The organism is Mycobacterium sp. 852014-52144_SCH5372336 (assembly GCF_001665615.1).
GTDB lineage: Bacteria > Actinomycetota > Actinomycetes > Mycobacteriales > Mycobacteriaceae > Mycobacterium > Mycobacterium neumannii_A.
In genome coordinates this window covers 105,167-130,194 of the sequence record NZ_LZSW01000047.1, presented here as the reverse complement: position 1 = coordinate 130,194, position 25,028 = coordinate 105,167, and the positions used below count along the sequence as shown (strand labels likewise).

At 66.4% G+C, this 25,028-nt stretch carries 31 protein-coding genes, 4 tRNA genes and 1 pseudogene; 23 read left to right on the top strand and 13 right to left on the bottom strand.

Annotated features, from left to right (window positions below; all coding sequences use genetic code 11):
- Positions 1-15: 15 nt before the first annotated feature.
- Positions 16-504 (bottom strand): polyketide cyclase, encoded by a 489-nt coding sequence (locus tag A5759_RS11240; RefSeq protein WP_068197422.1) that lies wholly within the window; start codon positions 502-504, stop codon positions 16-18.
- A gap of 76 nt (positions 505-580) precedes the next feature.
- Here A5759_RS11240 and A5759_RS11235 point away from each other — a divergent pair, with 76 nt between their 5' ends.
- Entirely contained in the window at positions 581-934 is a 354-nt protein-coding gene (locus A5759_RS11235; protein WP_064395337.1) for a helix-turn-helix transcriptional regulator, read from the top strand.
- 3 nt (positions 935-937) lie between these two features.
- Here the strand turns inward: A5759_RS11235 and A5759_RS11230 are convergent, their stop codons facing one another.
- Complete coding sequence (locus tag A5759_RS11230) at positions 938-1,363, bottom strand: hypothetical protein (protein WP_068197419.1); 426 nt, start codon at positions 1,361-1,363, stop codon at positions 938-940.
- Positions 1,364-1,691: 328 nt separating this feature from the next.
- Here A5759_RS11230 and A5759_RS11225 point away from each other — a divergent pair, with 328 nt between their 5' ends.
- Entirely contained in the window at positions 1,692-2,000 is a 309-nt protein-coding gene (locus A5759_RS11225) for a hypothetical protein (protein WP_068197416.1), read from the top strand.
- Positions 2,001-2,084: 84 nt separating this feature from the next.
- Positions 2,085-2,747: a hypothetical protein gene (locus A5759_RS11220; protein ID WP_068197413.1), complete on the top strand. Its 663-nt coding sequence runs from the start codon at positions 2,085-2,087 to the stop codon at positions 2,745-2,747.
- A 144-nt stretch (positions 2,748-2,891) separates the two neighbouring features.
- Here the strand turns inward: A5759_RS11220 and A5759_RS11215 are convergent.
- From A5759_RS11215 to A5759_RS11205, 3 genes are all read right to left on the bottom strand, one after another.
- A tRNA-Val gene (locus tag A5759_RS11215) sits at positions 2,892-2,966 on the bottom strand.
- Between the two features lie 13 nt (positions 2,967-2,979).
- Positions 2,980-3,050: transfer RNA gene (locus A5759_RS11210), tRNA-Cys, on the bottom strand.
- 27 nt (positions 3,051-3,077) lie between these two features.
- Positions 3,078-3,150: transfer RNA gene (locus A5759_RS11205), tRNA-Gly, on the bottom strand.
- A gap of 299 nt (positions 3,151-3,449) precedes the next feature.
- On the opposite strand from A5759_RS11205, the gene A5759_RS11200 reads away from it, so the two are divergent.
- Positions 3,450-3,521, top strand: a tRNA-Val gene (locus A5759_RS11200).
- Between the two features lie 83 nt (positions 3,522-3,604).
- Positions 3,605-4,012: a pyridoxamine 5'-phosphate oxidase family protein gene (locus A5759_RS11195; RefSeq protein ID WP_068197410.1), complete on the top strand. Its 408-nt coding sequence runs from the start codon at positions 3,605-3,607 to the stop codon at positions 4,010-4,012.
- Positions 4,013-4,021: 9 nt separating this feature from the next.
- Here the strand turns inward: A5759_RS11195 and A5759_RS11190 are convergent, their stop codons facing one another.
- On the bottom strand, positions 4,022-4,318 hold the full coding sequence (locus A5759_RS11190) for a DUF3618 domain-containing protein (RefSeq protein WP_068197407.1): 297 nt from the start codon (positions 4,316-4,318) through the stop codon (positions 4,022-4,024).
- Positions 4,315-4,716, bottom strand: a complete 402-nt coding sequence (locus A5759_RS11185; RefSeq protein ID WP_174522774.1) for a phage holin family protein — start codon at positions 4,714-4,716, stop codon at positions 4,315-4,317. Before A5759_RS11185 ends, A5759_RS11190 begins: the two co-directional genes overlap by 4 nt.
- 353 nt (positions 4,717-5,069) lie before the next feature.
- Between A5759_RS11185 and A5759_RS25645 the strand changes: the two genes are divergently transcribed.
- Complete coding sequence (locus A5759_RS25645; protein ID WP_082962079.1) at positions 5,070-5,558, top strand: hypothetical protein; 489 nt, start codon at positions 5,070-5,072, stop codon at positions 5,556-5,558.
- A gap of 226 nt (positions 5,559-5,784) precedes the next feature.
- Entirely contained in the window at positions 5,785-6,651 is an 867-nt protein-coding gene (locus A5759_RS11180) for a L,D-transpeptidase (RefSeq protein WP_068197403.1), read from the top strand.
- Between the two features lie 13 nt (positions 6,652-6,664).
- Here the strand turns inward: A5759_RS11180 and A5759_RS11175 are convergent, their stop codons facing one another.
- On the bottom strand, positions 6,665-7,366 hold the full coding sequence (locus tag A5759_RS11175; RefSeq protein ID WP_156616889.1) for a GAF and ANTAR domain-containing protein: 702 nt from the start codon (positions 7,364-7,366) through the stop codon (positions 6,665-6,667).
- 124 nt (positions 7,367-7,490) lie between these two features.
- Complete coding sequence (locus A5759_RS11170; RefSeq protein WP_068197401.1) at positions 7,491-7,988, bottom strand: DUF1990 family protein; 498 nt, start codon at positions 7,986-7,988, stop codon at positions 7,491-7,493.
- Positions 7,989-8,026: 38 nt separating this feature from the next.
- On the opposite strand from A5759_RS11170, the gene A5759_RS11165 reads away from it, so the two are divergent.
- From A5759_RS11165 to A5759_RS11125, 9 genes and pseudogenes are all read left to right on the top strand, one after another.
- Positions 8,027-8,893 (top strand): aldo/keto reductase, encoded by an 867-nt coding sequence (locus A5759_RS11165; RefSeq protein ID WP_068197398.1) that lies wholly within the window; start codon positions 8,027-8,029, stop codon positions 8,891-8,893.
- A gap of 21 nt (positions 8,894-8,914) precedes the next feature.
- The gene (locus tag A5759_RS11160) at positions 8,915-9,532 is read left to right on the top strand and encodes a PaaI family thioesterase (RefSeq protein ID WP_068197395.1); all 618 of its coding nucleotides are present in this window, start codon (positions 8,915-8,917) and stop codon (positions 9,530-9,532) included.
- A gap of 11 nt (positions 9,533-9,543) precedes the next feature.
- Positions 9,544-9,948, top strand: a complete 405-nt coding sequence (locus A5759_RS11155; protein ID WP_231984610.1) for a TIGR02611 family protein — start codon at positions 9,544-9,546, stop codon at positions 9,946-9,948.
- Positions 9,949-10,025: 77 nt separating this feature from the next.
- Positions 10,026-12,080 (top strand): threonine--tRNA ligase, encoded by a 2,055-nt coding sequence (gene thrS / locus A5759_RS11150; RefSeq protein WP_068197389.1) that lies wholly within the window; start codon positions 10,026-10,028, stop codon positions 12,078-12,080.
- On the top strand, positions 12,077-12,664 hold the full coding sequence (locus tag A5759_RS11145; RefSeq protein WP_064395353.1) for an HIT domain-containing protein: 588 nt from the start codon (positions 12,077-12,079) through the stop codon (positions 12,662-12,664). The genes thrS and A5759_RS11145 overlap by 4 nt, the downstream gene beginning before the upstream one ends.
- On the top strand, positions 12,661-13,338 hold the full coding sequence (pgsA, locus tag A5759_RS11140) for a phosphatidylinositol phosphate synthase (protein ID WP_064395354.1): 678 nt from the start codon (positions 12,661-12,663) through the stop codon (positions 13,336-13,338). The genes A5759_RS11145 and pgsA overlap by 4 nt, the downstream gene beginning before the upstream one ends.
- The gene (locus A5759_RS11135) at positions 13,335-14,273 is read left to right on the top strand and encodes a phosphatidylinositol mannoside acyltransferase (protein WP_082694253.1); all 939 of its coding nucleotides are present in this window, start codon (positions 13,335-13,337) and stop codon (positions 14,271-14,273) included. Before pgsA ends, A5759_RS11135 begins: the two co-directional genes overlap by 4 nt.
- A complete protein-coding gene (locus tag A5759_RS11130; protein WP_068197386.1) occupies positions 14,270-15,457 on the top strand; it encodes a glycosyltransferase family 4 protein in 1,188 nt (395 codons plus the stop codon). Before A5759_RS11135 ends, A5759_RS11130 begins: the two co-directional genes overlap by 4 nt.
- Positions 15,457-16,481 (top strand): annotated as a pseudogene (locus tag A5759_RS11125) (NUDIX domain-containing protein). The gene A5759_RS11130 and the pseudogene A5759_RS11125 overlap by 1 nt, the downstream one beginning before the upstream one ends.
- Before the next feature lie 7 nt (positions 16,482-16,488).
- Here A5759_RS11125 and A5759_RS11120 read toward each other — a convergent pair.
- Positions 16,489-17,208 carry a hypothetical protein gene (locus A5759_RS11120; RefSeq protein ID WP_082962078.1) on the bottom strand — a complete coding sequence of 240 codons (720 nt, stop codon included), beginning with the start codon at positions 17,206-17,208 and terminating at the stop codon, positions 16,489-16,491.
- Between the two features lie 370 nt (positions 17,209-17,578).
- Here A5759_RS11120 and pdxS point away from each other — a divergent pair, with 370 nt between their 5' ends.
- From pdxS to pdxT, 3 genes are read left to right on the top strand one after another with little or no spacing between them, the layout of a single operon-like run.
- Positions 17,579-18,499, top strand: coding sequence for a pyridoxal 5'-phosphate synthase lyase subunit PdxS (gene pdxS / locus A5759_RS11115; RefSeq protein ID WP_068197384.1), 921 nt, complete (start codon positions 17,579-17,581; stop codon positions 18,497-18,499).
- Between the two features lie 8 nt (positions 18,500-18,507).
- Positions 18,508-19,344, top strand: a complete 837-nt coding sequence (gene tesB, locus A5759_RS11110) for an acyl-CoA thioesterase II (protein WP_068197382.1) — start codon at positions 18,508-18,510, stop codon at positions 19,342-19,344.
- Entirely contained in the window at positions 19,341-19,931 is a 591-nt protein-coding gene (pdxT, locus tag A5759_RS11105; protein ID WP_068197380.1) for a pyridoxal 5'-phosphate synthase glutaminase subunit PdxT, read from the top strand. The genes tesB and pdxT overlap by 4 nt, the downstream gene beginning before the upstream one ends.
- A 60-nt stretch (positions 19,932-19,991) precedes the next feature.
- Here pdxT and A5759_RS11100 read toward each other — a convergent pair whose 3' ends face one another.
- Positions 19,992-21,203, bottom strand: coding sequence for an acyl-CoA dehydrogenase family protein (locus A5759_RS11100; protein WP_068197377.1), 1,212 nt, complete (start codon positions 21,201-21,203; stop codon positions 19,992-19,994).
- An 80-nt stretch (positions 21,204-21,283) separates the two neighbouring features.
- Between A5759_RS11100 and A5759_RS11095 the strand changes: the two genes are divergently transcribed.
- Positions 21,284-21,718, top strand: coding sequence for a hypothetical protein (locus A5759_RS11095; protein ID WP_068197374.1), 435 nt, complete (start codon positions 21,284-21,286; stop codon positions 21,716-21,718).
- 85 nt (positions 21,719-21,803) lie between these two features.
- Positions 21,804-22,562: a YebC/PmpR family DNA-binding transcriptional regulator gene (locus A5759_RS11090; RefSeq protein ID WP_068197372.1), complete on the top strand. Its 759-nt coding sequence runs from the start codon at positions 21,804-21,806 to the stop codon at positions 22,560-22,562.
- Here A5759_RS11090 and A5759_RS11085 read toward each other — a convergent pair.
- On the bottom strand, positions 22,559-22,960 hold the full coding sequence (locus tag A5759_RS11085; RefSeq protein ID WP_068197369.1) for a nuclear transport factor 2 family protein: 402 nt from the start codon (positions 22,958-22,960) through the stop codon (positions 22,559-22,561). The two genes, A5759_RS11090 and A5759_RS11085, sit on opposite strands and share 4 nt — an antisense overlap.
- Before the next feature lie 46 nt (positions 22,961-23,006).
- On the opposite strand from A5759_RS11085, the gene A5759_RS11080 reads away from it, so the two are divergent.
- On the top strand, positions 23,007-23,339 hold the full coding sequence (locus A5759_RS11080) for a hypothetical protein (protein WP_068197366.1): 333 nt from the start codon (positions 23,007-23,009) through the stop codon (positions 23,337-23,339).
- Positions 23,340-23,346: 7 nt separating this feature from the next.
- On the opposite strand, the gene A5759_RS11075 is transcribed toward A5759_RS11080, so the two are convergent.
- Complete coding sequence (locus A5759_RS11075; protein WP_068197363.1) at positions 23,347-24,576, bottom strand: mechanosensitive ion channel family protein; 1,230 nt, start codon at positions 24,574-24,576, stop codon at positions 23,347-23,349.
- A gap of 128 nt (positions 24,577-24,704) precedes the next feature.
- Here A5759_RS11075 and A5759_RS11070 point away from each other — a divergent pair, with 128 nt between their 5' ends.
- Positions 24,705-24,998: a hypothetical protein gene (locus tag A5759_RS11070; protein WP_068197360.1), complete on the top strand. Its 294-nt coding sequence runs from the start codon at positions 24,705-24,707 to the stop codon at positions 24,996-24,998.
- Positions 24,999-25,028 lie beyond the last annotated feature (30 nt).

The following is a 25,028-nucleotide window of genomic DNA, read 5'->3' as shown; positions in this document are numbered from 1 at the left end:
GACGGCCGACTGTCGTCAACCGTTGGTTGACGATCGCGGGTATCCGCGCTGAACCGTGCGGTCCAGGATGCCCAGCGTCGCGCGCAACGCGCTTTCGGAGATGACGGGGAAGATGCCCGCCTCGCGCCAGTGCTGGTCGATGTCCGACCAGTCGTAGAACGACGTCACGAGCGTGCCGTTGTCGGCGGGTTCGAGGCGGTAGCCGTAGACATGACCGATCTGCGGGCGGATCCGGCCCAAAATCGTCCACGAGATCAAGCTGTCCTGTTCGAAGTCGCGGATCGAGACGGTGACGTCGTACTTGCCCATGGGGAAGTCGTTGAGTGCTTCGCGGTCCATGTGCACGACGAAGCTGTCCCCGGCGGCGCGAACCGGTTCGCCCTCGGCGTCCTGCAGCATGCCGCTCGCGTCGATCGCTACGTGACCCTGGGGGTCGGTCAGCACGGCGAAGATGTCGGGTGCGGGTGCGGCGATGGTCCGCTGGACTTCGATGCGATCAGTCATCAGCAAATCATGCCCCGAACGTGAAACGTCGCGGAAGTCGTTTCGGTCATAGCGGTCGGGGTATTCGCCAGTTGCTATGCGCAACCACGTGGACCCAGCTCGCGTTCAGTCCGCCCTGCTGCGGCGCGCGATCACGTTCATCAACGAGAACGCCCACAGGGAAATAACACTCAGAGATATTGCCACTGCCGTCAATGTGACGCCGCGCTCGGTGCAGTACGCGTTCCGGCGACATCTGGGCACCACGCCGCTGGAGTACCTCCGGCGTGTGCGACTCGACCGAGCCCACCGCGAACTGCAAACGGCCGACCCGCGCAGCGACACCGTGATGGCGATCGCGGGACGGTGGGGATTCACTCACGCAGGCCGGTTCAGCGGCGTGTACAAACGCACCTACGGGACTCCGCCGAGCGAGACGTTGCGGGCCTGACGGTTATCTCGGGAAGAAGCCTTCGCGAGTGAAGAAGCCGGGCTGCCAACCGCGCGCACCGAGGCACAGCATCGGGCGGCCGTCGGGCGTCTGCGCGGCGGCTTGGGGCTTGGGGCAGGGCGCGCCGACGTCTTGGACGCCGAACAGTTCGTACGAGGCTTGCCAGAAGCCCTGATTGGTCGGGATCGGCGGCCACTGGTTCTCGATCCAGCGGCACTGCAGGACTTCGCCTCCGGGCCCTCGCCCGAAGGTGAACCGCTCGAGGTTGAAGCACGGCCCGGTGAGGTGGGCGTCGTAGTTCATGCCCGGCACGTCGGAGGCGTAGCGGCCCGGCGTGTCGGGGTAGTCGGTGTCATCTGCGGAAGCGAACGGGGCCGCGCAGACGGCGGCGCCGGCGATCGCGGCGGCGGCGAGTAGTTGGCGAATCATGTCCCACCCTCGATGTCAGGACCGGTCGGTCTCCGCAAAGCGTAGTAGGTGCGATACGGCGGCCGAGCCTTTTCCCGTCACTGCACAGCAGAACACCCTCGATTGAGAAGGCGCGGGGTTGCTCCCGCCCGGGTGGTCCGCCCGGTGGCGGCGTGTGGAAAGTCTGCTGCCCAGGTGCAGGCGAAGTCGCGAGGACGCCGATTCAACCGCGCGATTACCGGGAAGCCTTACTGATATCCGCTCACAAGTGACTTCGGGTGACGGCTCGTGTCGGCGCGGAGGGCAGTTCGGCTTGGAACGATTTTCGACTCGGTGAGGAACGGGGCAAGTGATTGCAATCGCGGTGGTGCTACTGGTTTCGGCAGCTGTTTTGATCCTGTTCGGCGTGGTGCTCTACGGCAACGGCGTCGGCACGGTTCCCGACGAGCCTGGCCGCGAGCCGGCGGCTACCCGAGAGGGTCTGCGGCGCGTCTCATGGACAGACCTGTTCGCGCGGATGAAGACGTCAGTCGGCGACATCCTGAATGAGGACGCGGGGCGGCCCCAGAAGTTGACCGCGGCCGGCGCCTTTTGCGTCCTGGTGGGGATCATCGTTCTGGTACTCGCGCTACTGTCGTTCGTCACCGCCATGGTGTAGGGACGCCGCTGAGGTGCGGGTCGGATAGCGACGATAGGTCGAAACCTTCCCTGTGCGCAGGCGAGGTCGGGCAGACTGACCGACATGAGTTGGGCGACCACGGTGACGAGCACGTTGGTGCCGTTCGCCTCTGTGACATCGACTGCGGCCGTGGCGATCTGGACCAAGCGCATCGACGCGAGGACCAAGAGAGAAGAACGAGATCACGCTCTCGTCCTGGACTACGAGAAGCGGGCTGGTGAGGACAAGAAGGCCGCGTTGAAGCGTCTGATCTCAGCGACTCTGCACCTCAAGCGAGGAGCCGAACAACTCGCTGGAGCTGAACAGAGCCTCAGCGAACGGCGGGCTGAAGCCATCAGGCAACTGTACGAATTCCGTATACGCCTGGGGATGGACGACGGAATAGCGGAGTTGATGATCTATGCCGCGGAGCCGGTGCGCGACCTTACGGAGTTGATGCTCGACGAGTGGGATCGCCAGTTCCGTGAGCACGGCTACTCGTTGGCACAGTTGGATGCATGCAAGAGGCGACTCGTCCAGACGGCGGGCGACCTGGCGCCGACCGACGAACAAGCGATCTATGCGGAGCGCAAGTGGGACGAGCTCAAAGAAGAAGAAGGGTCGTGGCTCAAGAGACTCGGCGACGAGTCGGAAATTGACGTCGAGGCGCTGGTGGAACTCTGCAAGCAGATCTTGAAAGCCGCGCACAAGGACCTTCGTGGTGGTTACGGCGTAGAAACGGATTAACCGCTGCGGCTGTGCAGGAAGTGCCCTGGCTCAGCGCAACTTCTCGCGTCGCATCAATCTGACGTGTGTGGCCAGTATCACCACGAGGTCATAGTGGGTCTATGGCTAGCTAAATCGGCTACGGCTGTCTACCTGCACAAACTCTGGTGCGCGATACTGGGATTGAACCAGTGACCTCTTCCGTGTCAGGGAAGCGCTCTCCCGCTGAGCTAATCGCGCCGAACCTTCGTAGAGGTGGAGACGGGAATCGAACCCGTGTGCACGGCTTTGCAGGCCGTTGCCTCACCACTCGGCCACTCCACCGCTGGGGTTGATGCCACTGCACCTTCGAGCGGATGACGGGATTCGAACCCGCGACCCTCACCTTGGCAAGGTGATGCGCTACCAACTGCGCTACATCCGCGCGCCACGAACGACTCGTCGCCCGTCGCGAAGGACGACGATAGTCCACCAAAGTGTAGCTGCACAAATCCCGACGTTCGCCGGTGCGTCTCTGCCCGTTCACATCTCAAAACAGCTGGTACGACTCGCGTGAGACGAAAAACCCGCGTCCGGAGTCGTCGTCGCGGCATGTGACCCCCGACGCGCGCATGTGGCGCTGGAACCAGCAAGTAGACGCCCTTGATCCCTGTTGACGGATTCGGGGTGCGACCTTCGATCGTGCTAGTCTTCGACGTCGTTCGGCCATTCGGTCGACTCTCCGGTCTCGTAGCTCAGTGGGAGAGCGTCCGCCTCACACGCGGAAGGTCGCTGGTTCGAACCCAGCCGGGACCACCCCTTCACTAGCGCGCGTCGCGCCCCCTCTCCCTAGACTCAACTCATGCCTCTGGTGATCACTTCGCGGTTCGCAGGTCGTCATGTCTGACGAGAAGCCGCCCGGCGAGATACTTCCAGAAAGTGAATGCTGGAATCTCCTGGGCAGCGTGTCGTTGGGGCGCCTGGTCACCAGCGCAGATGGGATTCCCGAGATCTTTCCGGTGAACTTCGTCGTCCAGCGCAAGACGCTCCTGTTTCGCACCGCGCAGGGCACCAAGTTGGTGAGCACTGCGGTCAACCGTGACGTGCTCTTCGAAGCCGACGATCACAACGTCGGCGAAGGATGGAGCGTCATCGTGCGCGGCGTCGCGCGCACCGTGCACGACGATGACGACCGTGCGGAGGCCGAGAAGGCGCAATTACTGCCCTGGACCGCGCACACCAAGGACCACTACATCCGCGTGCTTCCGCGACGCGTCACCGGTCGTCGCTTCCGCTTCGGTTCGTAGCGGCCGGGCCTAGCGCCTGCGTCGCCACACGATGATCCCGACAACGGCGAGCACGGCGACGATCGCTGCGATCGGCACTGTCTGCTTCGGATTGTCGGTGGCGGTGTGCCGGAGCGTGTCCGCCTTCTCGACGACGCGCTCCTTGGTCTCGTCGACCTTCTCCTTCGCGCGCGCCTTTACATCCAACTTGGCCTGTAGCGCCTCGACCGTCTCGCCAAGTTCCTGGCGGGTCTGCTCGATATCGGCCTCGATGTCGTCGACGCCCGCATCCGGTCCGGGCTCGGGGCGAGGGTTCGGTGCGGTCATGACCGGGCGTCCTTCAGTTCTTGGATGTCTGCTTTCACCGTCTCGACGGTCTTCGGCGCCGCCGGTGTGACCTCCCGAGCCTGGCTCCGTCCCACCAGAGCCGCGATGCCCGCGATCACGAACAGTACTGCCGCGACGATCAGCGCCGCGGCCCAAACGGGCAGTACCAGAGACAACGCCGCCACGCCCGCCGCGATCAAGGTCGCCGCGCCGAAGAAGGCCAGCAGGCCCGCCACGCTGAACAGGCCCGCGCCGATTCCGGCATGTCTGGCCGATTCCTGAAATTCCTTCTGCGCCAACCGCATTTCGTCGCGGATCAACCGCGACGTCTGCGTCGACAACTGGCTCATCAACTCGCCCACCGACGCGTCGGCGCCAGGTCTCGATTCCACCGTCATCACATACCAACCTCTGACTTGTCTTGACGTGTCGCGACAGTGATGCCCGTGGTCAACAGGCCCGAAACACCAAAGCCCCTTTGAATGCATCTGCTGACCGTTATCTGAGCGACGACGGTGAGGGCGGCAGAACCGCAGGTGGGACTGGAGATCGAGGCCGCGGCCGACGTCCAATGCGGCTCTACCATGCCGAAGCGGTCACCATTTGGAAACGGCGCGGTGCGGCGTGGCGTGTCCTTGACAACCGCCTGCTGATATTAACGCGGTCGTACGGACGCGACCTCGGTACGGCATGCAAGGTCTGCTGCCTCGGTTGAACGAAAGTGTGAGCGTGAGTGGAGGGATCAACGTCGATGACGACCTTTAAAGGAGTCAACATCGCGGCAGCTGTGGGGGCTGGATTGTTGGGTGCGGCCATCGGAGCGGCCATCGCACTGAGCCCGGCCGCCTCGGCCGGGGGATATGAATGTGTGGAATCGAAGGGCGGCGCACCTGCCGGAGCACCCGGGGCGCCAGTCTGTGCTCCGCTGACAGATATGGCCGGCGTGCCGATGGCACTTCCCGGCCCGCCTCCTATCGCGCCGCCTTTGGTGCCGCCCGTGGTGCCTCCGCCCCTGGTGCCGCCTCTGGTGCCGCCGCCCCTCGTGCCACCGCTTGTGCCCCCGCCGCTGGTGCCGCCAGTGGCCGGAGCTCCGATCGTGGGCGGCGCTCCCGCCGTGGTCGGCGCACCGCTCACGGAGATGGGCGGGCTGGCCGGAAAGGGCAAGGGAGACCCATCCCGTCCACCGGCGCCCGGAGCGCCCGTCCCGGGTCAGCCCACTCCGCCAGGACCGGTGACGTGACAGTCCACCGAGGATAGCCCTCCGGTTTGGCCCGGCGGCGAGCAAGTCTCGCTGCCGGGCCAAATTCATTGGCGGCCAGTCGAATTGCGCTGACCTCGGCAGGGCGGGTGCTGTGGCCGAACCGTGACGGAGACTTAATCGAATTGCCTTCGCGCTCATAAGCTTAAAGCGCTCCGGCTGCCCTACCATTATTGACATCGTTGTAATTTCAAGGGAGGCACCAAGATTGCGTGCTGTACTTCGGTGTGTTCTCGCCGCCGTTGTCGTCGCTACCAGTGTGGTCGTTGGACCGGCCGGCGAAGGTGCGGCGGCAGCTAGTCAGGCGGTGAGAAGTGCCATCGCCTCCATATTGCCTGCCGAGGGTCAGGTAGTGGGGATCGCACATCCCGTGATCGTGACGTTCAAGCACTCCGTCGTCGACAAGGATGCGGCCGAGCGGTTGCTCGACATCACCTCGACGCCCCCGATGACGGGCACGTTCGAGTGGCTCGACGCCAAGACCGTCCATTGGGCGCCCGACGAATTCTGGCCCGCCCACAGCACCATTGCGCTGTCTGTCGGCGGCTTCAAGACGAACATCGCCACCGGCGCCGCGGTTGTGGGCGTTGCCAATATCGCCGACCACACCTTCACGGTCACGATCGACGGGGTCCCGCCCGACAAACTGCCTTCACCGCATCACCGGCCCTTCTTCGGTCAACCAGGGGTCTTTCCGGCCTCGATGGGCAGGCCCGAATACCCGACGCCGGTAGGGACGTTCCCCGTGTTGGGCAAAGAACGCGAAGTGAAGATGGATTCGAGCAGCGTCGGCATCCCGGTGACCGCGGACGACGGCTACCTGCTCGACGTGGAATGGGCTGTAAGGCTCACCAGACGTGGCATCTTCGTGCATTCGGCACCGTGGGCGATCAACTCACTGGGCCACGAGAACGTCAGCCACGGATGCATCAGCCTCAGTCCTGCAGACGCCGAGTGGTACTTCGACCACGTCAAGGTCGGAGACCCTGTCCTGGTGCAGGAGAACAACATCGAGGTGCCGCGGCCGCGGGTCGAACCGGCGAATCCTGAGGTTCCGCGGGTGATCGCCCGGTAAAGGAACGTCGCGTTCAAGAGCGCGACTTGTCCACGATCTCCTTGGCGATCTTGAGTAGCGGCACATTGGAGTCCTGCGACAGTTTGCGGAGGAGATCGAATGCCTGGACGGCGTCGACGCCGTAGCGTTCCATCATCATGCCCTTCGCCTGTCCGATGGTGTCGCGGCTGGCCAGGGCCTGCCTGAACTGTTCGTCGCGGCGCGCGGCATTCCAAGCCACCGACGAATGGGCGGCGAACACCAGTCCCAGGCTTCTGGACTCCTCACCGAAGGCGTCGGGTTCCTCGGAATAGACGTTGAGCGCGCCCATCGTCTCGCCCTCGATGAACAACTGGAACGCCATGATTGAGCGAATTGGCGTCTCCGCCAAGGCATCCCGGCGATAGAGCGGGAAACGGTCGTCGGTGTGGAGATCGGCGACGTAAACCACCTTCTTGTCCCACGCCGCGGTCAGGCACGGACCCTGCTGGTGGCGCTGCTGAATCTTGTCCAACAGCATCGGGTACATATGCGTTGCCGCAGGCGTCTCGACGCTCTTGGGCCTGCGGGTGATCGTGATACCGGCGTACCGGGCCCCGGGGATCTCGACGGCCGCATGTTCGGCCAACTCCGCGATCACGGTGTCCGCATCGGGTCGGCTGTAGAGCCCGCGCACCAGCTCCGCGATGCGCAGGTGCGCATCCTCGCGTTCGTCGGGTCTATTCGCCATCACCATTCGGAGTCCCTCACCGTCGTCCAGATTACGCGGGCAAGTTCAAGATCGACCTGCCGACAGCTCGTAATTATCGGTCACGAAAGCCGTCGCCAGTGCATTTTCATCTGCACCGCAGATCCGCGCGCTACAGCGCCCTCAGATACCGGTCGGTGACCACCCGCTGGACCAGCGACGTCACCGGTGACGCGAGGCGACTCCACCAGGTCGCATGCCGGGAGAACGCCGTCACCACGGCCGACACCTCGTCGGAAGCCGGGTCGTAGCGGACCAGGAACAGCTCCTCACCCGACTCCGCGTGACCGGGCAGCGTGCCGTATGCGAATCCGCGAGCATGGCGGTCGTCGACCACGTAGACCACGCGACACGGGGCCGCGATCGGGCCGAGGTGCACGAGGACCTCCGAACCGACCTCGGCGACCTCCGTCGTCGCCTCGACTCGCACCCCTGCGCCGCGCAGCATGCCCCATCGCATGCCGGCCGCCGCGGCTTCGTCGAAGCGGTCGCGGCCATGGCCGATGACCGCCGTCTTGTGCACGTGGTGGTAACCGGGCGGCAGCGTGCCGGCGGTGGAACCCACCTCGGGATACGTCAGCGGGAGCGCGGCGAGATCGCTGAGCCTCACCAGCGCTAGCTTGCCACCGTCGGCGTACGGTCGATGACATGACCACCCCCGTCGCACAGGCGTCCGGCACGTTCATCATCGGCGACCTGACGGTCAACCGGCTCGGCTTCGGCGCAATGCGGTTGACCGGCAAGGGAGTCTGGGGTCCTCCCCAGGACCGTGACGAGTGTCTGCGGGTCCTGCGTCGCGCCGTCGAACTCGGGGTCAACTTCATCGACACCGCCAACTCCTACGGCCCCTACGTCTCCGAGGAGCTGATCCGCGAGGCGCTGCACCCCTATGACGGTGTCGTCGTCGCGACCAAGGCGGGGTTGCTGCGCACCGGACCCGACGTGTGGCCGGTGCTCGGCTACCCGGAGTACCTGCGCCAGGAGTGCGAGATGAGCCTCCGCCGCCTCGGCGTCGACACCATCGACCTGTTCCAGCTGCACCGCATCGACACCAAGTTCCCCGCCGAGGACCAGGTCGGCGAACTGCTCAAGCTGCAGCAGGAAGGCAAGATCCGCCATATCGGCCTCTCCGAGGTCACCGTCGACCAGCTCGAGGCCGCACAGAAGGTGGCACCGATCGTGACCGTGCAGAACATGTACAACCTCAGCGTCCGCTCCGCCGAACCGGTGCTCGATGCCTGCGAAGCCCGCGACATCGGGTTCATCCCCTGGTTTCCGCTGGCCGCCGGGCCGTTGGCCGCGCCCGACGGGCCACTGCAACGCATCGCCGCCGACCATCACGCCAAGGCCTCGCAGCTGGCGTTGGCGTGGCTGCTCAAACGCTCGCCAGTGATGCTGCCGATCCCCGGCACCTCCAAGGTCGCCCATCTGGAGGAGAACGCCGCCGCCGCCGAGATCGAGCTGTCCGACGACGAGTTCGAGACATTGAGCAAAGCCGGAGCCGCCGGCGACTGAGCGAGGCAATACGGTGGACGGGTGAGCTCAGAGCGGCCGCCCGGTGGTGGCTTCAACCCGCCGGTGGCCACCGATAGCGGTGGACCCGACTACGGGCGCTTCATCGAAGCGGTCCGCACGTTGCAGGATCATGCCCGCGCCGCCGATGCCCCCGACGATGTGATCAGCGAAGCCGCCGACCAGATCGAGAAGGTCTCGCAGCTGCTCGCCCCCTACTACGCCGACGAATGGTCCTCACCGTCCGGCCGACGCCTGGACTTGCCGAACCGCGGCAACATCTTGTCGATCCCGCTCGACGTGCACGTCACCGACGATCAGCGCATCGAAGGCACCGCCGAGTTCCGCCGCTTCCACCTCGGCCGCAACGGGGCTGCGCACGGCGGCAGCGTCGCGCAGCTGTTCGACGCCCTGCTGGGTTTCACCGCGTTCAAGCTCAGCGGCAGTAGGGCCCAGCGCACGGCATTCCTGCACATCGACTACCGGCACATCGCGCACGTCGAGAAGCAGTTCCAGGTGCGGGCGGCGATCGACCGGGTCGACGGCCGCAAGATCTTCGTCTCCGGGCGACTGCTCGACGGCGATACCGTGCTGGCCGAGGCACAGGCGCTGTTCGTCAAACTCAAACCGGGCCAGCCGTGAACGCCGCAGACGTGAAACGGCGCCTCGGGCGGTGGCGCGACCGGGTCCGGGACCGACGCTCGATCAACTTCGCGTACCGCATCGGGGTGGGCGTCGTCGGCGCCGTGGTCCTGGGGCTGGGCATCCTGGCCATCCCGTACCCGGGCCCGGGCTGGGCGATCGTCTTCGTCGGCCTCGGCATCCTGGCCACCGAGTTCGAGTGGGCGCGTCGGCTGCTGCGCTACGCCAAGGATCGCTACGACAAGGCGATGGACTGGTTTCATCGTCAGCACAGCATCGTGCAGATCCTCGGCGGGGTGTTCACCGCGCTGGTGGTGTTCGCCACGCTGTGGCTGTTGGGCGCGGTCCACTTCTTCGGCGACCTCGTCGGGCTGGAGCACAAGCTGCTTCAGAGCCCTCTGGGCATCGGGTCCTGACGGGGCCGATCGCAGGTGGGCACCGATAGCATGGTCGCGTCCTCGAGTCTGTTGACAATGAAACTGGAGAGTCACCGATGAGCGCCGCCACCAACCGCACCCCAGCAGCCCTGATCCGGGTCGCTGCCGGGACGACTGCGGGGGAGGCGGTGCGCGAGGCGGGCCTGCCGAGCCGGGGCGCATCCGACGCGATCGTCGTCGTCCGCGACCCCGAGGGCCGGCTGCGCGACCTGTCTTGGGCGCCCGACTCCGACGTCGAGGTGACTCCCGTGGCCGCCGACACCGACGAGGGCCGCAGCGTGCTCCGACACTCCACCGCGCACGTGCTCGCACAGGCCGTGCAGGACCTCTTCCCCCAGGCCAAGCTCGGCATCGGTCCGCCGATCGTCGACGGGTTCTACTACGACTTCGACGTCGAGCGCGCGTTCACGCCCGAAGACCTCGCTGCGCTGGAGAAGCGCATGCGCCAGATCGTCAAAGAAGGCCAGCTGTTCTCTCGACGCGTCTACGAGTCGAAAGACCAAGCGCGCGAAGAACTCGCCAACGAGCCCTACAAGCTCGAGCTGGTGGACGACAAGTCCGGCGACCCCGACGTGATGGAGGTCGGAGGCGACGAGCTGACCGCCTACGACAACCTCAATCCCCGTACCCGCGATCGTGTTTGGGGCGATCTGTGCCGCGGTCCGCATATCCCGACGACGAAGTACATCCCGGCGTTCAAGCTCACCCGCAGCTCGGCGGCCTACTGGCGCGGTAACCAGAACAACGCCAGCCTGCAACGGATCTACGGCACCGCCTGGGAGTCGCAAGAAGCGCTCGACAAGCACCTCGAGCTCATCGAGGAGGCGCAACGCCGCGACCATCGCAAGCTCGGCGCCGAGCTCGACCTGTTCAGCTTCCCCGACGAAATCGGTTCGGGGCTGGCGGTTTTCCACCCCAAGGGTGGGATCATCCGGCGCGAGCTCGAGGACTACTCGCGGCGCAAGCACATCGAGGCCGGCTACCAGTTCGTCAACACCCCGCACATCACCAAGGCCGAGCTGTTCAAGATCTCCGGACACCTCGATTGGTATGCCGACGGCATGTTCCCGCCGATGCACCTCGACGCGGAACTCGACCCGGACGGCACGGTGCGCAAGCCCGGCCAGGACTACTACCTCAAGCCGATGAACTGCCCCATGCACTGCCTGATCTTCCGGTCGCGTGGGCGTTCGTACCGCGAACTTCCGTTGCGGCTCTTCGAATTCGGCACCGTGTACCGCTACGAGCTCTCCGGCGTCATACACGGGTTGACGCGGGTGCGCGGGCTGACGATGGACGACTCGCACATCTACTGCACCCGCGAACAGATGCGCGACGAGCTGACCTCGCTGCTGCGCTTCATCCTCGACCTACTCGCCGACTACGGCCTGACCGACTTCTATCTCGAGCTGTCGACGAAGGACCCCGAGAAGTTCGTCGGCTCCGACGAACTGTGGGAGGAGGCCACCAACGTGCTGGCCGAAGTCGGCGCCGCCTCGGGGCTCGACCTCGTGCCCGATCCCGGCGGCGCGGCCTTCTACGGTCCGAAGATCTCGGTGCAGGTCAAAGACGCGCTCGGCCGCAGCTGGCAGATGTCGACCATTCAGCTGGACTTCAACTTCCCGGAGCGCTTCGAGCTGGAGTACACCGCCGCAGACGGATCGCGACAGCGGCCCGTGATGATCCACCGCGCGCTGTTCGGCTCGATCGAGCGGTTCTTCGGCATCCTCACCGAGCACTACGCAGGAGCCTTCCCGGCCTGGCTGGCGCCCGTGCAGGTGGTTGGCATCCCCGTCGCCGACGACCACGTTCCCTACCTGAACGGCCTTGCGACGCAACTGAAGATGAAAGGTGTCCGGGCTGAGGTGGACGCCAGCGACGACCGGATGGCCAAGAAGATCGTCAACCACACCAACCAGAAGGTGCCGTTCATGTTGGTGGCGGGGGACCGCGACGTCGAAGCCGACGCCGTCAGCTTCCGCTTCGGTGACCGCACCCAGATCAACGGCGTACCGCGCGACAAGGCCGTCGCCGCGATCACCGACTGGATCGCCAGCCGTCGAAACGCCGCTCCCACAGCCGAACTGCTCGAGGCGGGTACAGCCAAGTGAGCGCCGAAGAGCAAGCCGACAGCGGCATCGACGAGCACACGGTGGTCGACCGCGGCGCCGGCGACCCCGACCATCTGCAGCGGCTCTGGACGCCGCACCGGATGAGCTACATCGCCGAAGCGCCCATGAAGGGCGGGTCGGCGGGTTCGGGCAAGTCCCGCCAGCCGTTCACCGACATCCCCACGATGCCCGACGAGGAGGGACTGGTCGTCGCGCGCGGCGAGTCCGTCTACATCGTGCTCAACCTCTACCCGTACAACCCGGGGCACTCGATGGTGGTGCCCTATCGAAGGGTGTCGGAGTTGGAGGACCTCAATCCCGACGAGAGCTTCGAGCTGATCTCGTTCACGCAGAAGCTGATTCGCGTGATCAAGTCGGTCTCTCACCCGCACGGTTTCAATGTCGGGCTCAACCTGGGTCAGTCCGCTGGCGGCTCGCTGGCCGATCATCTGCACATGCACGTGGTGCCGCGTTGGAGCGGCGACGCGAACTTCATCACGATCATCGGCGGCTCGAAAGCGGTGCCGCAGTTGCTGCGTGAGACCCGTGAACTGCTGGCCACCGAATGGGCGAGACAGCAGTGAGCAACTTCTACCTGATGACCCGCGCGGCGTACGAGAAGATCAGCACGCCGATTGCCAAGGGTGCGCTGCGCGCGGGGTTCACCCCGGACAGCATCACGATCCTGGGCACCGCGGGGTCGGTGCTGGGGGCGTTGACGCTGTACCCGATCGGTCATCTGTGGTGGGGCTCGTTCGTCGTGTGGCTCTTCGTGCTTGCCGACATGCTCGACGGTGCGATGGCCCGCCAACGCGGCGGAGGCACCCGATTCGGGGCGGTGCTGGACGCCACCTGCGACCGCATCAGCGACGGCGCCATCTTCTGCGGGCTGCTGTGGTGGGCGGCGTTCGGGCTGCAGAGCGCATCACTGGTGGTCGCGACGGCTATCTGCCTGGTGACCTCGCAGGTCATCTCCTACATCAAGGCAAGGGCCGAAGCCAGCGGACTGTCGGGGGAGGGCGGTCTGATCGAACGTCCGGAGCGGCTGATCATCGTGCTGCTGGGCGCGGGACTGTCGGGTCTGTTCGGGGTGGTGTGGCTGCTGCACATCGCGATGTGGGTGCTCGCGGTGACCAGCCTGGTGACGCTGGGTCAGCGTGTGCACAGCGTGCGGACCTCACCGGGAGCGATGGACCGGATCGCGAAGCCCGACGCCACCGACGCGGGCGGGGACGAACCGGAGGCGGACGAGCCGTGACCACCAGCCCCTCGGGACCGTCGGCCATTGCCAACCCGCTGGGTGGCCGGTTGGCGGACTGGGGGTACGCGGCGGGCTGGCGGATGGTGCGCGCGATGCCGGAATTCGTCGCGCGCAACACGTTTGATGCCGGTGCTCACTTCGCGGCGCGCGGCGGTGGGCCCGAACAGCTGCGAAAGAATTTGGCCCGTGTCGTCGGTGTACCACCCGAGCAGGTGCCCGACGGCCTGATTCGTGCTTCGCTTGCCTCTTACGCCCGATACTGGCGGGAGGCTTTCCGGTTGCCGACGATGGACCACGAGGCGATCGCCCGCGAACTGGTCGTCGACGACGTCGACCTGCTGTGGGCCGCGTTGGACGCCGGCCGCGGCGCGGTCCTGTCCTTACCGCACAGCGGCAACTGGGACATGGCAGGGGTCTGGCTGGCCCAGAACTACGGCACGTTCACCACGGTGGCCGAACGCCTCAAGCCCGAGTCGCTGTACAACCGCTTCGTCGCGTACCGCGAGGGTTTGGGATTCGAAGTCGTCCCGCTGACCGGCGGTGACCGGCCGCCGTTCGAGGTGCTTGCCGAGCGGTTACGCGACAACCGGCCGGTATGTCTGATGGCCGACCGTGACCTCAGCCGCAGCGGGGTCGAGGTCGATTTCTTCGGCGAACCCACGCGCATGCCCGCGGGCTCGGCCAAACTCGCCATCGAGACCGGGGCGGCGCTGTTTCCGGTGCACTGCTGGTTCGAAGGCGATGGGTGGGGCATGCGGGTATTTCCCGAGATCGACACGTCATCGGGCGACGTCACCGTCATCACCCAGGCGTTGGCTGACCGGTTCGCCCGCAACATCGCCGCCCACCCGGCCGACTGGCACATGATGCAACCGCAGTGGCTGGCCGACCTGTCGGCGGAGCGACGCGCGAGGCTGGAGGCCACCCCGTGAGGATCGGCATGGTCTGCCCGTACTCATTCGATGTGCCGGGTGGAGTGCAGTCGCACGTGTTGCAGCTGGCGGAGGTGATGCACGGGCTGGGCCACCACGTCAGCGTCCTGGCCCCCTCGTCGCCGGGCGCGCAGTTGCCCGATTACGTCGTCTCCGGCGGCAGGGCCGTGCCGATTCCGTACAACGGATCGGTGGCGCGCCTCCGGTTCGGGCCGGCCACACACCGCCTGGTCAAGCGGTGGCTGGCCGACGGCGACTTCGACGTGCTGCACCTGCACGAGCCCAACGCGCCCAGCCTGTCGATGCTCGCCCTCAACATCGCCGAGGGCCCGATCATCGCGACGTTCCACACGTCGACCACAAAGTCGTTGACGCTGACCGTTTTCGAGCCGATCCTGCGGCCGATGCACGAGAAGATCGTCGGGCGCATCGCGGTTTCGGACCTGGCCCGTCGCTGGCAGATGGAGGCGTTGGGCAGCGATGCCGTCGTCATCCCCAACGGGGTGGATGTGGGGGCGTTCGCGTCCGCGCCGCTGCTCGACGGCTATCCCCGCCCGGGTAGGTCGGTGCTGTTCTTGGGCCGCTTCGACGAACCGCGCAAGGGCATGGCCGTGCTGCTGCGCGCACTGCCCACACTGGTCGAACGGTTCCCCGACGTCGAGATCCTCGTCGTCGGTCGCGGAGACGCGGACGAACTGCGTGACGATGCCGGCGACCTCGCCTCGCATCTGCGCTTTCTCGGTCAGGTCGATGACGCGGTCAAGGCGTCGGCGATGCGCAGCGCCGACGTGTACTGCGCCCCCCACACCGGCGGCGAGAGCTTCGGCATCGTGCTCGTCGAGGCGATGGCCGCAGGCACCGTCGTGGTCGCCAGCGACCTGGACGCGTTTCGGCAGGTGCTCGACGACGGGAGGGCCGGCCGCCTCGTCCCGGTCGACGACGCGGCGGCGCTGGCCGAAGGGTTGATCGAGGTGCTCGCCGACGATGCGGTGCGCGAACGCTACGTCACCGCCGCGACCCACGCGGTCCGGCCCTACGACTGGTCGGTGGTGGCCCGGCAGATCATGCGGGTGTATGAGACCGTCTCCGGGTCGGGCACCACGGTGACGGTTTCCGGCGGTGACAGCTCAGCCAAGGCCACGGCGACGGCGAGGACCAGGAAGGCGACCGGAGGCGTCCGGTGATCACCTGGATCGTCGTGATCACGCTGGCGGTGCTGGCCGTGGTCATCCTGGCGGTCGGCGCGTGGGCGCTGCAGACCGCCAACCGGCTCGACCGGCTGCATGTGCGATACGACCTGTCCTGGCAGGCGCTCGACGGAGCATTGGCCCGCCGCGCCGTCGTCGCCCGCGCCGTGGCCGTCGATGCCTACGGTGACGGACCGGAAGCCACCCGGCTGGCCGTGCTGGCCGACGCCGCCGAACGGGCACCGAGGTCTGCCCGCGAGGGCGCCGAGAACGACCTGTCCGCGGCGCTGGCCCAGGTGGCTCCGGGGTCCGTGCCGCAGGCTCTGGTCGCCGAACTGGCCGACGCCGAAGCGCGGGTGGTGCTGGCCAGGCGATTCCACAACGACGCGGTGCGCGACACGCTCGCCCTGCGCGAACGGCCGGTGGTGCGCATGTTGCGGCTCGGTGGAACCGCCGCGCTGCCAACATATTTCGAGATTGTCGAGCGGCCCGAGACGGTACCGGAGGGCGGTCGGAGGTGAGCTGGCGCACGTCGGCGCGGGTGATTCTGCTCGACGAGGCCGGCGCCGTGCTGCTGTTTCGCGGTTCGGACCCGGCGCTGCCCGACGCACCGCGCTGGTGGTTCACCGTCGGCGGTGCTGTTGAGGCGGGGGAGGAACTCGCGGCCGCCGCGGCACGGGAGGTCGGCGAGGAGACCGGTCTGCGGGTGGCCGCCGCCGACCTGGTCGGACCACTGTGGCGGCGGCAGGCGGTCTTCGAGTTCGACGGTTCGGTGATCCGCAGCCAAGAGCTGTTCTTCGTGCACCGCACAACACGATTCGAGCCGACGATGGGTGGTCACACAGCGCTGGAACGGCGCATGATTCACGGCTACCGCTGGTGTGATGGGACCGTGATTGAAGAGTTGGTCGCCGGTGGCGAGACCGTCTACCCGCTGCAACTCGGCGAACTGCTCGATCAGGCCGCCGTTCTGGCCGACGGGCCGACCCGCCCCGCGGGGCCGACAGTGCAGATTCGCTGACGGGTCGTCAGCCGGCCACGATCAAATCGTGCGCACCGGGTGCCCACGCCTTCTCGAAGACGTCAATGGGCACTTGTTCGCCGTCGCCGTCGTCGCTCCCGCTGTCGGAGAGGTAGACGATTCCGGCCTCCGGGTCCACACCGCTCACGACGACGGAGTGGTCGTCGTCGGTGTGGTTGCCGTCCTCCGCCCAGATCGTCTCGGAGTTGACGCCCGCGATCAGTCGACGTCCGCTGTCGAGGTATGTGATGAGCGCGGGAATGCCGGTGGCCAAGCCGGTTTGGGCGGCCAGATCATCGTCGGTGGCGGTGGCGTTGACGCCGTAGTGCTTCAGGAGAAGCACCTGGTCGTCGGAGTCGGTTCCGTTGTCCGAGTTCGGATCGTTCGGATTGGGGGGTGTGTAGATCGGCCGGTCGCTGCCGGGACTCTTCAGGTTCGAGGCCACCGCAACGATTTCCTGCTCGGTGGGTGCCTTCCCAGTGGTCAGGCCCACGACGGTGGCGACCGCCATCAGGCCGCAGTCCTGGAAGTTCTGCTGGCTCCAGTAATTGCTCGCTTCGTCGGGGTCACCGTGCATCTCCGTCGGAGGCATCGGACTCTCCGCGACACCCGGTGTCCCCACTGAGGCGAACGCGACCTCGTGCGTGACGTCCACGGCGCCGACCCCCCAGACGCCCAGTGCCAGTGCGGCCACCAGCGACGTGAACCCGATGGGAGTGCTCGTCATCTGGCCGCTCCTGTCGTTGCTTGGACCCGGATTCAGCGGACAGCCAGTCGGCTCCCAGCTTCGCGGGGGGAGCTTATCGTCCACGGATCGCCGGCGTCAGCGCATCGGAGATGTTCAGCGGGGGGCGTGGGCGCCTGGTGACGCGGCGGCTGAATCGCGCGGCTTGAGGTCTCTCCCATGCAGCGTGGGTCACTCGGGCGCTGATGGATTGTCGGCTATCGCCGGTGTGATGAGACAATGACATCTGAACTGATTCCCGGTGGGGGAGCCGTCACGGCAGCGGTTCGCAAGTCACCGCCCGCGAACTGCGGATTCAATTGATTTGGCGGCCGCACTACACTGGATCGGTAGCAATTCGGAGGAGATAGCAGTGGAAACCGCAGCGAACGGCTCGCACCACAACGGCTCTGGCCATACCGGAACAGCCCGGGTAAAGCGCGGCACGGCCGAGATGCTCAAGGGCGGCGTGATCATGGACGTGGTCACTCCCGAGCAGGCCAAGATCGCCGAGGGTGCCGGTGCGGTGGCGGTCATGGCGCTCGAACGGGTGCCCGCCGACATCCGCGCCCAGGGTGGCGTCGCGCGCATGAGTGATCCCGACCTCATCGAAGGGATCATCTCGTCGGTCACCATCCCGGTCATGGCCAAGGTCCGCATCGGCCACTTCGTGGAGGCGCAGATTCTGCAGAGCCTCGGCGTCGACTACATCGACGAGTCCGAAGTGCTGACCCCGGCCGACTACACCCACCACATCGACAAGTGGAAGTTCACCGTGCCGTTCGTGTGCGGTGCGACCAACCTCGGCGAGGCGCTGCGCCGCATCACCGAGGGCGCGGCGATGATCCGCTCGAAGGGCGAGGCCGGTACCGGCGACGTGTCCAACGCGACCACCCACATGCGTCAGATCGGCGGTGAGATCCGTCGGCTGACGTCGCTGTCGGAGGACGAACTGTACGTCGCGGCCAAGGAACTGCGGGCTCCCTACGACCTGGTGGTCGAGGTGGCTCGGGCAGGCAAGCTGCCGGTGACGCTGTTCACCGCAGGCGGCATCGCGACCCCGGCCGATGCGGCGATGATGATGCAACTCGGCGCCGAGGGCGTGTTCGTCGGCTCGGGCATCTTCAAGTCCGGCGACCCCGCAGCGCGCGCCGCGGCCATCGTCAAGGCCACCACGTTCTACGACGATCCCGACGTGCTGGCCAAGGTGTCGCGCGGGTTGGGTGAGCCGATGGTCGGCATCAACGTGGAGAGTGTCGCAGCGCCACACCGGCTCGCCGAACGCGGCTGGTAACCGACCGAATGGCGATCGAACAGATCCTCGATCTCGAACAGCTCGAGGTCAACATCTATCGGGGAAGCGTGTTCAGCCCCGAATCCGGGTTCCTGCAGCGCACTTTCGGCGGACACGTGGCGGGCCAGTCGCTGGTGTCTGCGGTGCGCACGGTCGACCCGACGTTTCAGGTGCATTCGCTACACGGCTACTTCCTGCGCCCGGGCGATGCCAAGGCCCCGACGGTCTACATCGTCGAGCGGTTGCGCGACGGCGGGTCGTTCATCACCCGTCGCGTCAACGCGATCCAGCACGGCGAGACCATCTTCTCGATGTCGGCCTCGTTCCAGACCGACCAGAGCGGAATCGAGCACCAGGACGCGATGCCGGTGGCCCCGCCACCCGACGACTGCCCGGGACTGACCGAGATCAAGGCGTTCGACGATGCGGGCTTCAACCAGTTCGCCGAGTGGGACGTGCGCATCGTGCCGCAGGAGAAGCTGACCCGGTTGCCCGGCAAGGCTTCTCAGCAGCAGGTGTGGTTCCGCCATCGCGATCCGCTGCCCGACGACTATGTGCTGCACATCTGCGCGCTGGCCTACATGAGCGATCTGACGCTGCTGGGCTCAGCGCAGGTGCACCACGCCGGGGAGCGTAAGCATCTGCAGGTGGCCTCGCTCGATCACGCGATGTGGTTCATGCGGTCGTTTCGCGCCGACGAGTGGCTGCTCTACGACCAGTCGTCGCCGTCGGCGTCCGGGGGGCGGTCGCTGTGTCAGGGCAAGATCTTCAACCAGTACGGCGAGATGGTGGCGGCGGTCATGCAGGAGGGGCTGACCCGCTTCAAGCGCGACTACAGACCGTGAGCACCGCGCACGTCGGTGTCCTTGCGCTACAAGGCGACACCCGCGAACACCTGGCGGCGCTGCGCGAGGCCGGGGCGGAGGCGTCGACCGTGCGACGGGTGCGCGAACTGGAGGCCGTCGACGCGCTGGTGATCCCCGGCGGGGAGTCCACGGCGATGAGCCACCTGCTGCGCGAACTCGATCTGCTCGAACCCCTGCGGTCGCGCCTGGCCGACGGTATGCCTGCGTACGGGTCGTGTGCGGGGATGATCCTGCTGGCTTCCGAGATCCTCGATGCCGGGTCGGCGGGCCGGGAGGCCACGCCGCTGAAGGGGATCGATATGACGGTGCGGCGCAACGCTTTTGGCCGCCAGGTCGACTCGTTCGAAGACGATATCGCCTTCGGCGGCGTCGACGGGCCGGTGCACGCCGTGTTCATCCGGGCACCGTGGGTCGAACGCGTCGGACCCGAGGTCGAGGTGCTCGCCGAGGCCGCCGGTCACATCGTCGCGGTGCGGCAGGGGAACCGGCTCGCGACGGCCTTCCACCCGGAGATGACCGGCGACCGCCGCATCCACAAACTGTTCGTCTCGATGCTCTCCGAGTAGCGATTTGTGCACACTGAGGAGCGGTGAGCGCTCCTAACGGTGCACAAATCGCCAGAAGGGTTAGCGGATTTCGAGGCCGGTGACCGCGCGGCCGATCACCAGGCGCTGAATTTCGCTGGTGCCCTCGAAGATCGTGAAGATCTTGGCGTCGCGGTGCATCCGCTCGACCGGATACTCGCGGGTGTAGCCGTTGCCGCCGAGGATCTGGATCGCCTCGTCGGTGACGTACACCGCGGTCTCGCTGGCCACCAGCTTGGCCATCGACCCCTCGGCATTCTCGAACACCTTGCCGTTGCGCGCCATCCAGCCGGCCCGCCAGACCAGCATCCGGGCGGCGTCGATGCGGGCCTTCATATCGGCCAACTTGAATGCGATGGCCTGGAATTCGCCGATCTTGCGGCCGAACTGCTCGCGCTGACGGGCGTAGTCGAGCGCGTACTCATAAGCGGCGCGAGCCACCCCGACCGCCATGGCGCCGACGGTGGGCCGCGTGCGCTCGAACGTCGCCAACGCGGCCTGGCTCTTGGCCCTCTTGCCCTCGCGCACCCGCGCGATGCGCTCCTCGAACTTGTCCCTGCCGCCGACGATCAGCCCGCCCGGGATGCGCACGTCCTCGAGCACCACCTCGGCGGTGTGCGATGCGCGGATGCCGTGCTTGAGGAACTTCTGGCCCTGCCGGAAGCCGGGGGTGTTCGGCGGGATGATGAACGTCGCCTGCCCGCGCGTGCCGAGTTCGGAGTACACCGACGCGACCACGATGTGCACCTCGGCGATACCGCCGTTGGTGGCCCAGGTCTTGGTGCCGTTGAGCACCCACTCGTCTTTGGCCTCGTCGTAACGGGCGCGGGTGAGGATGGCGCCGACGTCGGAACCGGCGCCGGGCTCCGACGAGCAGAACGACGCGACCTTCGGCTCGTTGACGGTGCCGAACATCTGCGGCAGCCATTCGCCCATCTGCTCGGGGGTGCCGTTGGCGGCCAGTGACGCCGCGGCCAGGCCGGTGCCCAGGATCGACAGCGCGATACCGGCGTCACCCCAGAACATCTCCTCGAACGCGACGAGCATGCCCAGACCGGACGGTTCGCCGGCCTGCTCGGCGAAGAACTCCATCGAGTACAGGCCGACCTTCGCGGCCTCCTGGATGATCGGCCACGGCGTCTCTTCGCGTTCGTCCCACTCCGCGGCGGCAGGGCGGACGACGTCGGCGGCGAATTCGTGCACCCAGTCCCGGACGTGGACGAGATCCGGCGAGAGCTCAAGCGAGAAGGACATGCCGCTATCTTACTGCGGAGTAAGATAGCGGCGAAGTATTGTGGCAGACCTAACAGCGCCGGCAGAACGGGGACGCCGCGATGACGATGGTCGAAGTCGAGCCGCAACCGCGCATCGATACCCTGGTCACGCTCTCGAATGGCAGCAACGCGCGGCGCACCGAGTACACCGGAACCGCGTGGTTCGACGGCAAACCTCTCGTGTCCGGTCTGGCGCTGCGCAGAGCACCGAACGCCCCCAAAGGCATCCGGACGCCGAACTTCTCGGCGTCGTTCTTTCTTCCCGACAGCCTCCCGTACAACCGGGCCTCGCTGAGCAGCGCGACGTTGACGGTGTCGGTGGTCCTGCAGGCCTCCGGCGAGACCGGCGCGATCGTCGACGCCGCCGTGACCTTCACCGACGACCCGTCGGGCACACCCACGTGGCTGCAACTGCACGTGCAGGGTCACATCGGCTGGCCGGCCGCCGTCGGCTACCGCGTCATCGCGCTGACGTCGCCCGACGCGGTTCGGTAGGGCGCAAACGTCCACGTAGACTCGTCGGGCGGACTCAGCGCACGAAAACTTGGCGCACGAAAGCGCACGGAGAGGTACTACCTGCATGAGCGGCCATTCCAAGTGGGCCACCACCAAGCACAAGAAAGCCGTCATCGACGCCCGCCGGGGCAAGATGTTCGCCAAATTGATCAAAAACGTCGAGGTCGCGGCGCGTGTGGGCGGCGGCGACCCGGCGGGCAACCCCACGCTGTACGACGCGATCCAGAAGGCCAAGAAGTCGTCGGTGCCCAACGACAACATCGAACGCGCCCGCAAGCGCGGCAGCGGTGAGGAAGCCGGCGGCGCCGAGTACCAGAACATCACCTACGAGGGCTACGGGCCCAACGGCGTTGCGGTGCTGATCGAATGTCTGACCGACAACCGCAACCGGGCGGCCGGCGAGGTGCGCGTGGCGATGACCCGCAACGGCGGAAGCATGGCCGACCCGGGTTCGGTGTCCTACCTCTTCTCGCGTAAGGGCGTCGTCACCCTCGACAAGAACGACCTCACCGAGGACGACGTGTTGATGGCGGTGCTCGACGCCGGGGCCGAGGACGTCAACGACCTCGGTGATTCCTTCGAGATCATCTGCGAGCCAACCGATCTCGTTGCTGCACGCACGGCGCTTCAGGATGCTGGCATCGACTACGAGTCGGCCGAAGCCGGGTTCGTGCCCTCGGTGACGGTGCCGCTGGACGCCGACGGCGCGCGCAAGATCATGAAGCTGGTCGACGCGCTCGAAGACCTCGACGATGTCCAGGACGTCTACACCAACATCGATATCCCCGACGAGGTCGCCGCCGAACTCGACGCTGAGGACTAGATCGTCATCGCCACGCGGTAGTGGCGATGGGCGAACAGCCAGTTCCCGTCGACGCGCACCAGTTCATCGACATACTCGCCGACCAGTCGGCGGCCCGGTTGATCGCGCAACTTCATGAATTCCAGGCAGTACGACCGTGCGTCGGCCCGGTCGTCGCGCACGGTCAGCGACGCCATCTGGGTGAAGAACGCCATCTGCTCGATGGCTCCGAAGATGCCGTCCCAGTGGTCGCGCAGTTCGCTCTTGCCGCGGCACTCCCCGCCCGAACCGGTTCTGCGGCCGTCCTCGGTCCAGCACGCCAGATACGCGTCGAGGTCCTTGCGCATGACTGCGTCGCTGTAGATTTCGAGGCGCTCTCGGATGAGTTGTCTGTCTTCGGCGTGCCCGCTGAACGTCATTGGCTCATTATCGGGATGACGACTTCAACGAGCGGAGGCCGCGGGTATGGCCAGGGTGACGGTGACGGATCCCGAGGGGGAGACGGTGACGGTGCGGCGCTGGTGGTGGCGCACGATCCCATGGGAGACCGGGTTTTCCACACTGGACGCGTTCATCTTTCTGCTCGTCCTGCCGTTCATGGTGATGTGGCCGTTCTGGCTGTTGCTGAAGTGGCTCGGCGTGTCGTGGAAGATCGTCATCGAACGCGGCGGCGAGCGGGTCGGACGCGAACGGGTGCGCGGCTGGCGCCGGTCGGGCGAGCGCATCTACGAGATCGCGGCGTCCGTGCAGGCAGGTACGTACCCGATCGATCCGGTCGAGCAGCCCGCAGCGTCCTGAGGCGCGCTCAGCCCCTGCCGTTGGACCGCACGAGCTCGTCGTCGTCGCAGTCGATGGTGTGGTCGAACGCCTTGGCCCGCTCCTCGGCTTCGGGACTGCCGGAGAACATCCCCGCGGCCACGCGCTTGGTCTCACCGGCGACGTCGCCACCGATCTCTGGTGCCGGAGCCGCTTCGGCGGGCTGAATGCGGTGGATAGGCACCACGCCGCCGGTGCGCTGCACCCAGTCGACCAATCCCTCGCGAACCGTGCACTGCAGGTCGTACAGCGCACCGGCGTTGTGTGCGCTGACCACGACGCGCACCCGGACCACACCGCCGACCGCGTCGGTCACCTGCAGGACGCCGCGCCGGCCGTCCCAGAGGTCGCTTTCGGACAGCAGCCGGTCCAACTCGGCGCGCATGTCGTTGAACGGGACGTTGAAGTCGACGTCGAACTCGACGGTGCCCATGATCTCGGTGGCGCTGCGGGTCCAGTTCTCGAACGGCTTGGTGGTGAAGTACGTGGACGGCAACACGAGCCGGCGCTCGTCCCAGATCCGCACGACGACGTACGTCAATGTGATCTCCTCGATGCGACCCCACCACTGACCGTTCTCGAGCTGGACGATGTCGCCCACGCGGATTGCCCCGGAGAACGCGATCTGCATTCCGGCGAAGACCGCACCCAGCGACGTCTGCGCGGCCAGGCCTGCCACCACCGACAACACACCGGCGGAGGCGAACACCGTGGTGCCGATGTCGGAGAACGACGGGAACGTCATCAGGATCGCGGCACCGCCGAGGATGACGACGACCGCGATTGCCAGCCTGCGCAGCACCGTCACCTGCGTCCGCACCCGGCGCCACAGCCGGTCGGCGTCCGATATCTCCTCACCGCCCCCGCCGTAACGGGCGATCATGCGCCTCTCGGCGACGCGGACGAAGCCCGTGACCAGCCAGGTGATCGAGACGATCATCAGGATCAGCAACCAGTGGTCCACCCACCCGCGCCACGAGTCGGCCGTGTCCGACGTCCGTCGCACCGTGACCGTCGCCGCGATCACCATCAGCAGCATGCGGACGGGTTTGCGGGTGAGCACCTCGATGTCCTTGATCAGCGCGCTGCGGCGACTGACCCGTGCCATCACCCAGGTCAGCACCACCCCGAACACGTACACGGCGGCGATCGCTCCAGCCGCCCAGGCAAGGGTGACGGCGAGGTTGCTTGCGGTCTGCAGTTCGGTCTCGTCGGGCATGGGAATGAGGTCAACTCCACGAATCGGGATCAGGTCCTCAATCGACCGTAGCCCTGTTGCCGCGTGAGGAAACATCGGCTTCGGGGCGTCGAACGCGGGTTCTGCCTCCTCACAAGCACAATTGGCGGGTGGCAGTGGTACGCGACACACTCGGCACCGAGTGGCAGATCAGCAGGCGGTGGTGGCCGTTCCCGGGCGACGCCCTTGACCTGACGTTCGGTTGGCTGGAGATTCTCGTCGGCGCGTTGTTTGTGGTGCTGTGGCCGTTCTGGTTGCTCGGCAAGTTCTGCGGTGTGCGCTGGGTGATCACCGTCGAGCGCGACGGGCATCAAGTAGGCCGCGAACTGGTCTGCGGGTGGAACCGGTCGAAGGGCCGCATGAGTGAGATCGCGCTGGAGATCACCGCGGGGGGCAGTTCGTGATCTGAGCGGGCGTGTCCCTGCCGAGTGGCG

Bases quoted from the DNA above. Each gene is read 5' to 3' on its own strand.
- A5759_RS11240 (WP_068197422.1), bottom strand. From the start codon at position 504: ATGACTGATCGCATCGAAGTCCAGCGGACCATCGCCGCACCCGCACCC.
- A5759_RS11235 (WP_064395337.1), top strand. From the start codon at position 581: ATGCGCAACCACGTGGACCCAGCTCGCGTTCAGTCCGCCCTGCTGCGG.
- A5759_RS11230 (WP_068197419.1), bottom strand. From the start codon at position 1,363: ATGATTCGCCAACTACTCGCCGCCGCCGCGATCGCCGGCGCCGCCGTC.
- A5759_RS11220 (WP_068197413.1), top strand. From the start codon at position 2,085: ATGAGTTGGGCGACCACGGTGACGAGCACGTTGGTGCCGTTCGCCTCT.
- A5759_RS11195 (WP_068197410.1), top strand. From the start codon at position 3,605: ATGTCTGACGAGAAGCCGCCCGGCGAGATACTTCCAGAAAGTGAATGC.
- A5759_RS11190 (WP_068197407.1), bottom strand. From the start codon at position 4,318: ATGACCGCACCGAACCCTCGCCCCGAGCCCGGACCGGATGCGGGCGTC.
- A5759_RS11185 (WP_174522774.1), bottom strand. From the start codon at position 4,716: ATGACGGTGGAATCGAGACCTGGCGCCGACGCGTCGGTGGGCGAGTTG.
- A5759_RS25645 (WP_082962079.1), top strand. From the start codon at position 5,070: ATGACGACCTTTAAAGGAGTCAACATCGCGGCAGCTGTGGGGGCTGGA.
- A5759_RS11175 (WP_156616889.1), bottom strand. From the start codon at position 7,366: ATGGTGATGGCGAATAGACCCGACGAACGCGAGGATGCGCACCTGCGC.
- A5759_RS11165 (WP_068197398.1), top strand. From the start codon at position 8,027: ATGACCACCCCCGTCGCACAGGCGTCCGGCACGTTCATCATCGGCGAC.
- thrS (WP_068197389.1), top strand. From the start codon at position 10,026: ATGAGCGCCGCCACCAACCGCACCCCAGCAGCCCTGATCCGGGTCGCT.
- A5759_RS11120 (WP_082962078.1), bottom strand. From the start codon at position 17,208: ATGACGAGCACTCCCATCGGGTTCACGTCGCTGGTGGCCGCACTGGCA.
- tesB (WP_068197382.1), top strand. From the start codon at position 18,508: ATGGCGATCGAACAGATCCTCGATCTCGAACAGCTCGAGGTCAACATC.
- A5759_RS11100 (WP_068197377.1), bottom strand. From the start codon at position 21,203: ATGTCCTTCTCGCTTGAGCTCTCGCCGGATCTCGTCCACGTCCGGGAC.
- A5759_RS11095 (WP_068197374.1), top strand. From the start codon at position 21,284: ATGACGATGGTCGAAGTCGAGCCGCAACCGCGCATCGATACCCTGGTC.
- A5759_RS11090 (WP_068197372.1), top strand. From the start codon at position 21,804: ATGAGCGGCCATTCCAAGTGGGCCACCACCAAGCACAAGAAAGCCGTC.
- A5759_RS11085 (WP_068197369.1), bottom strand. From the start codon at position 22,960: ATGACGTTCAGCGGGCACGCCGAAGACAGACAACTCATCCGAGAGCGC.
- A5759_RS11080 (WP_068197366.1), top strand. From the start codon at position 23,007: ATGGCCAGGGTGACGGTGACGGATCCCGAGGGGGAGACGGTGACGGTG.
- A5759_RS11075 (WP_068197363.1), bottom strand. From the start codon at position 24,576: ATGCCCGACGAGACCGAACTGCAGACCGCAAGCAACCTCGCCGTCACC.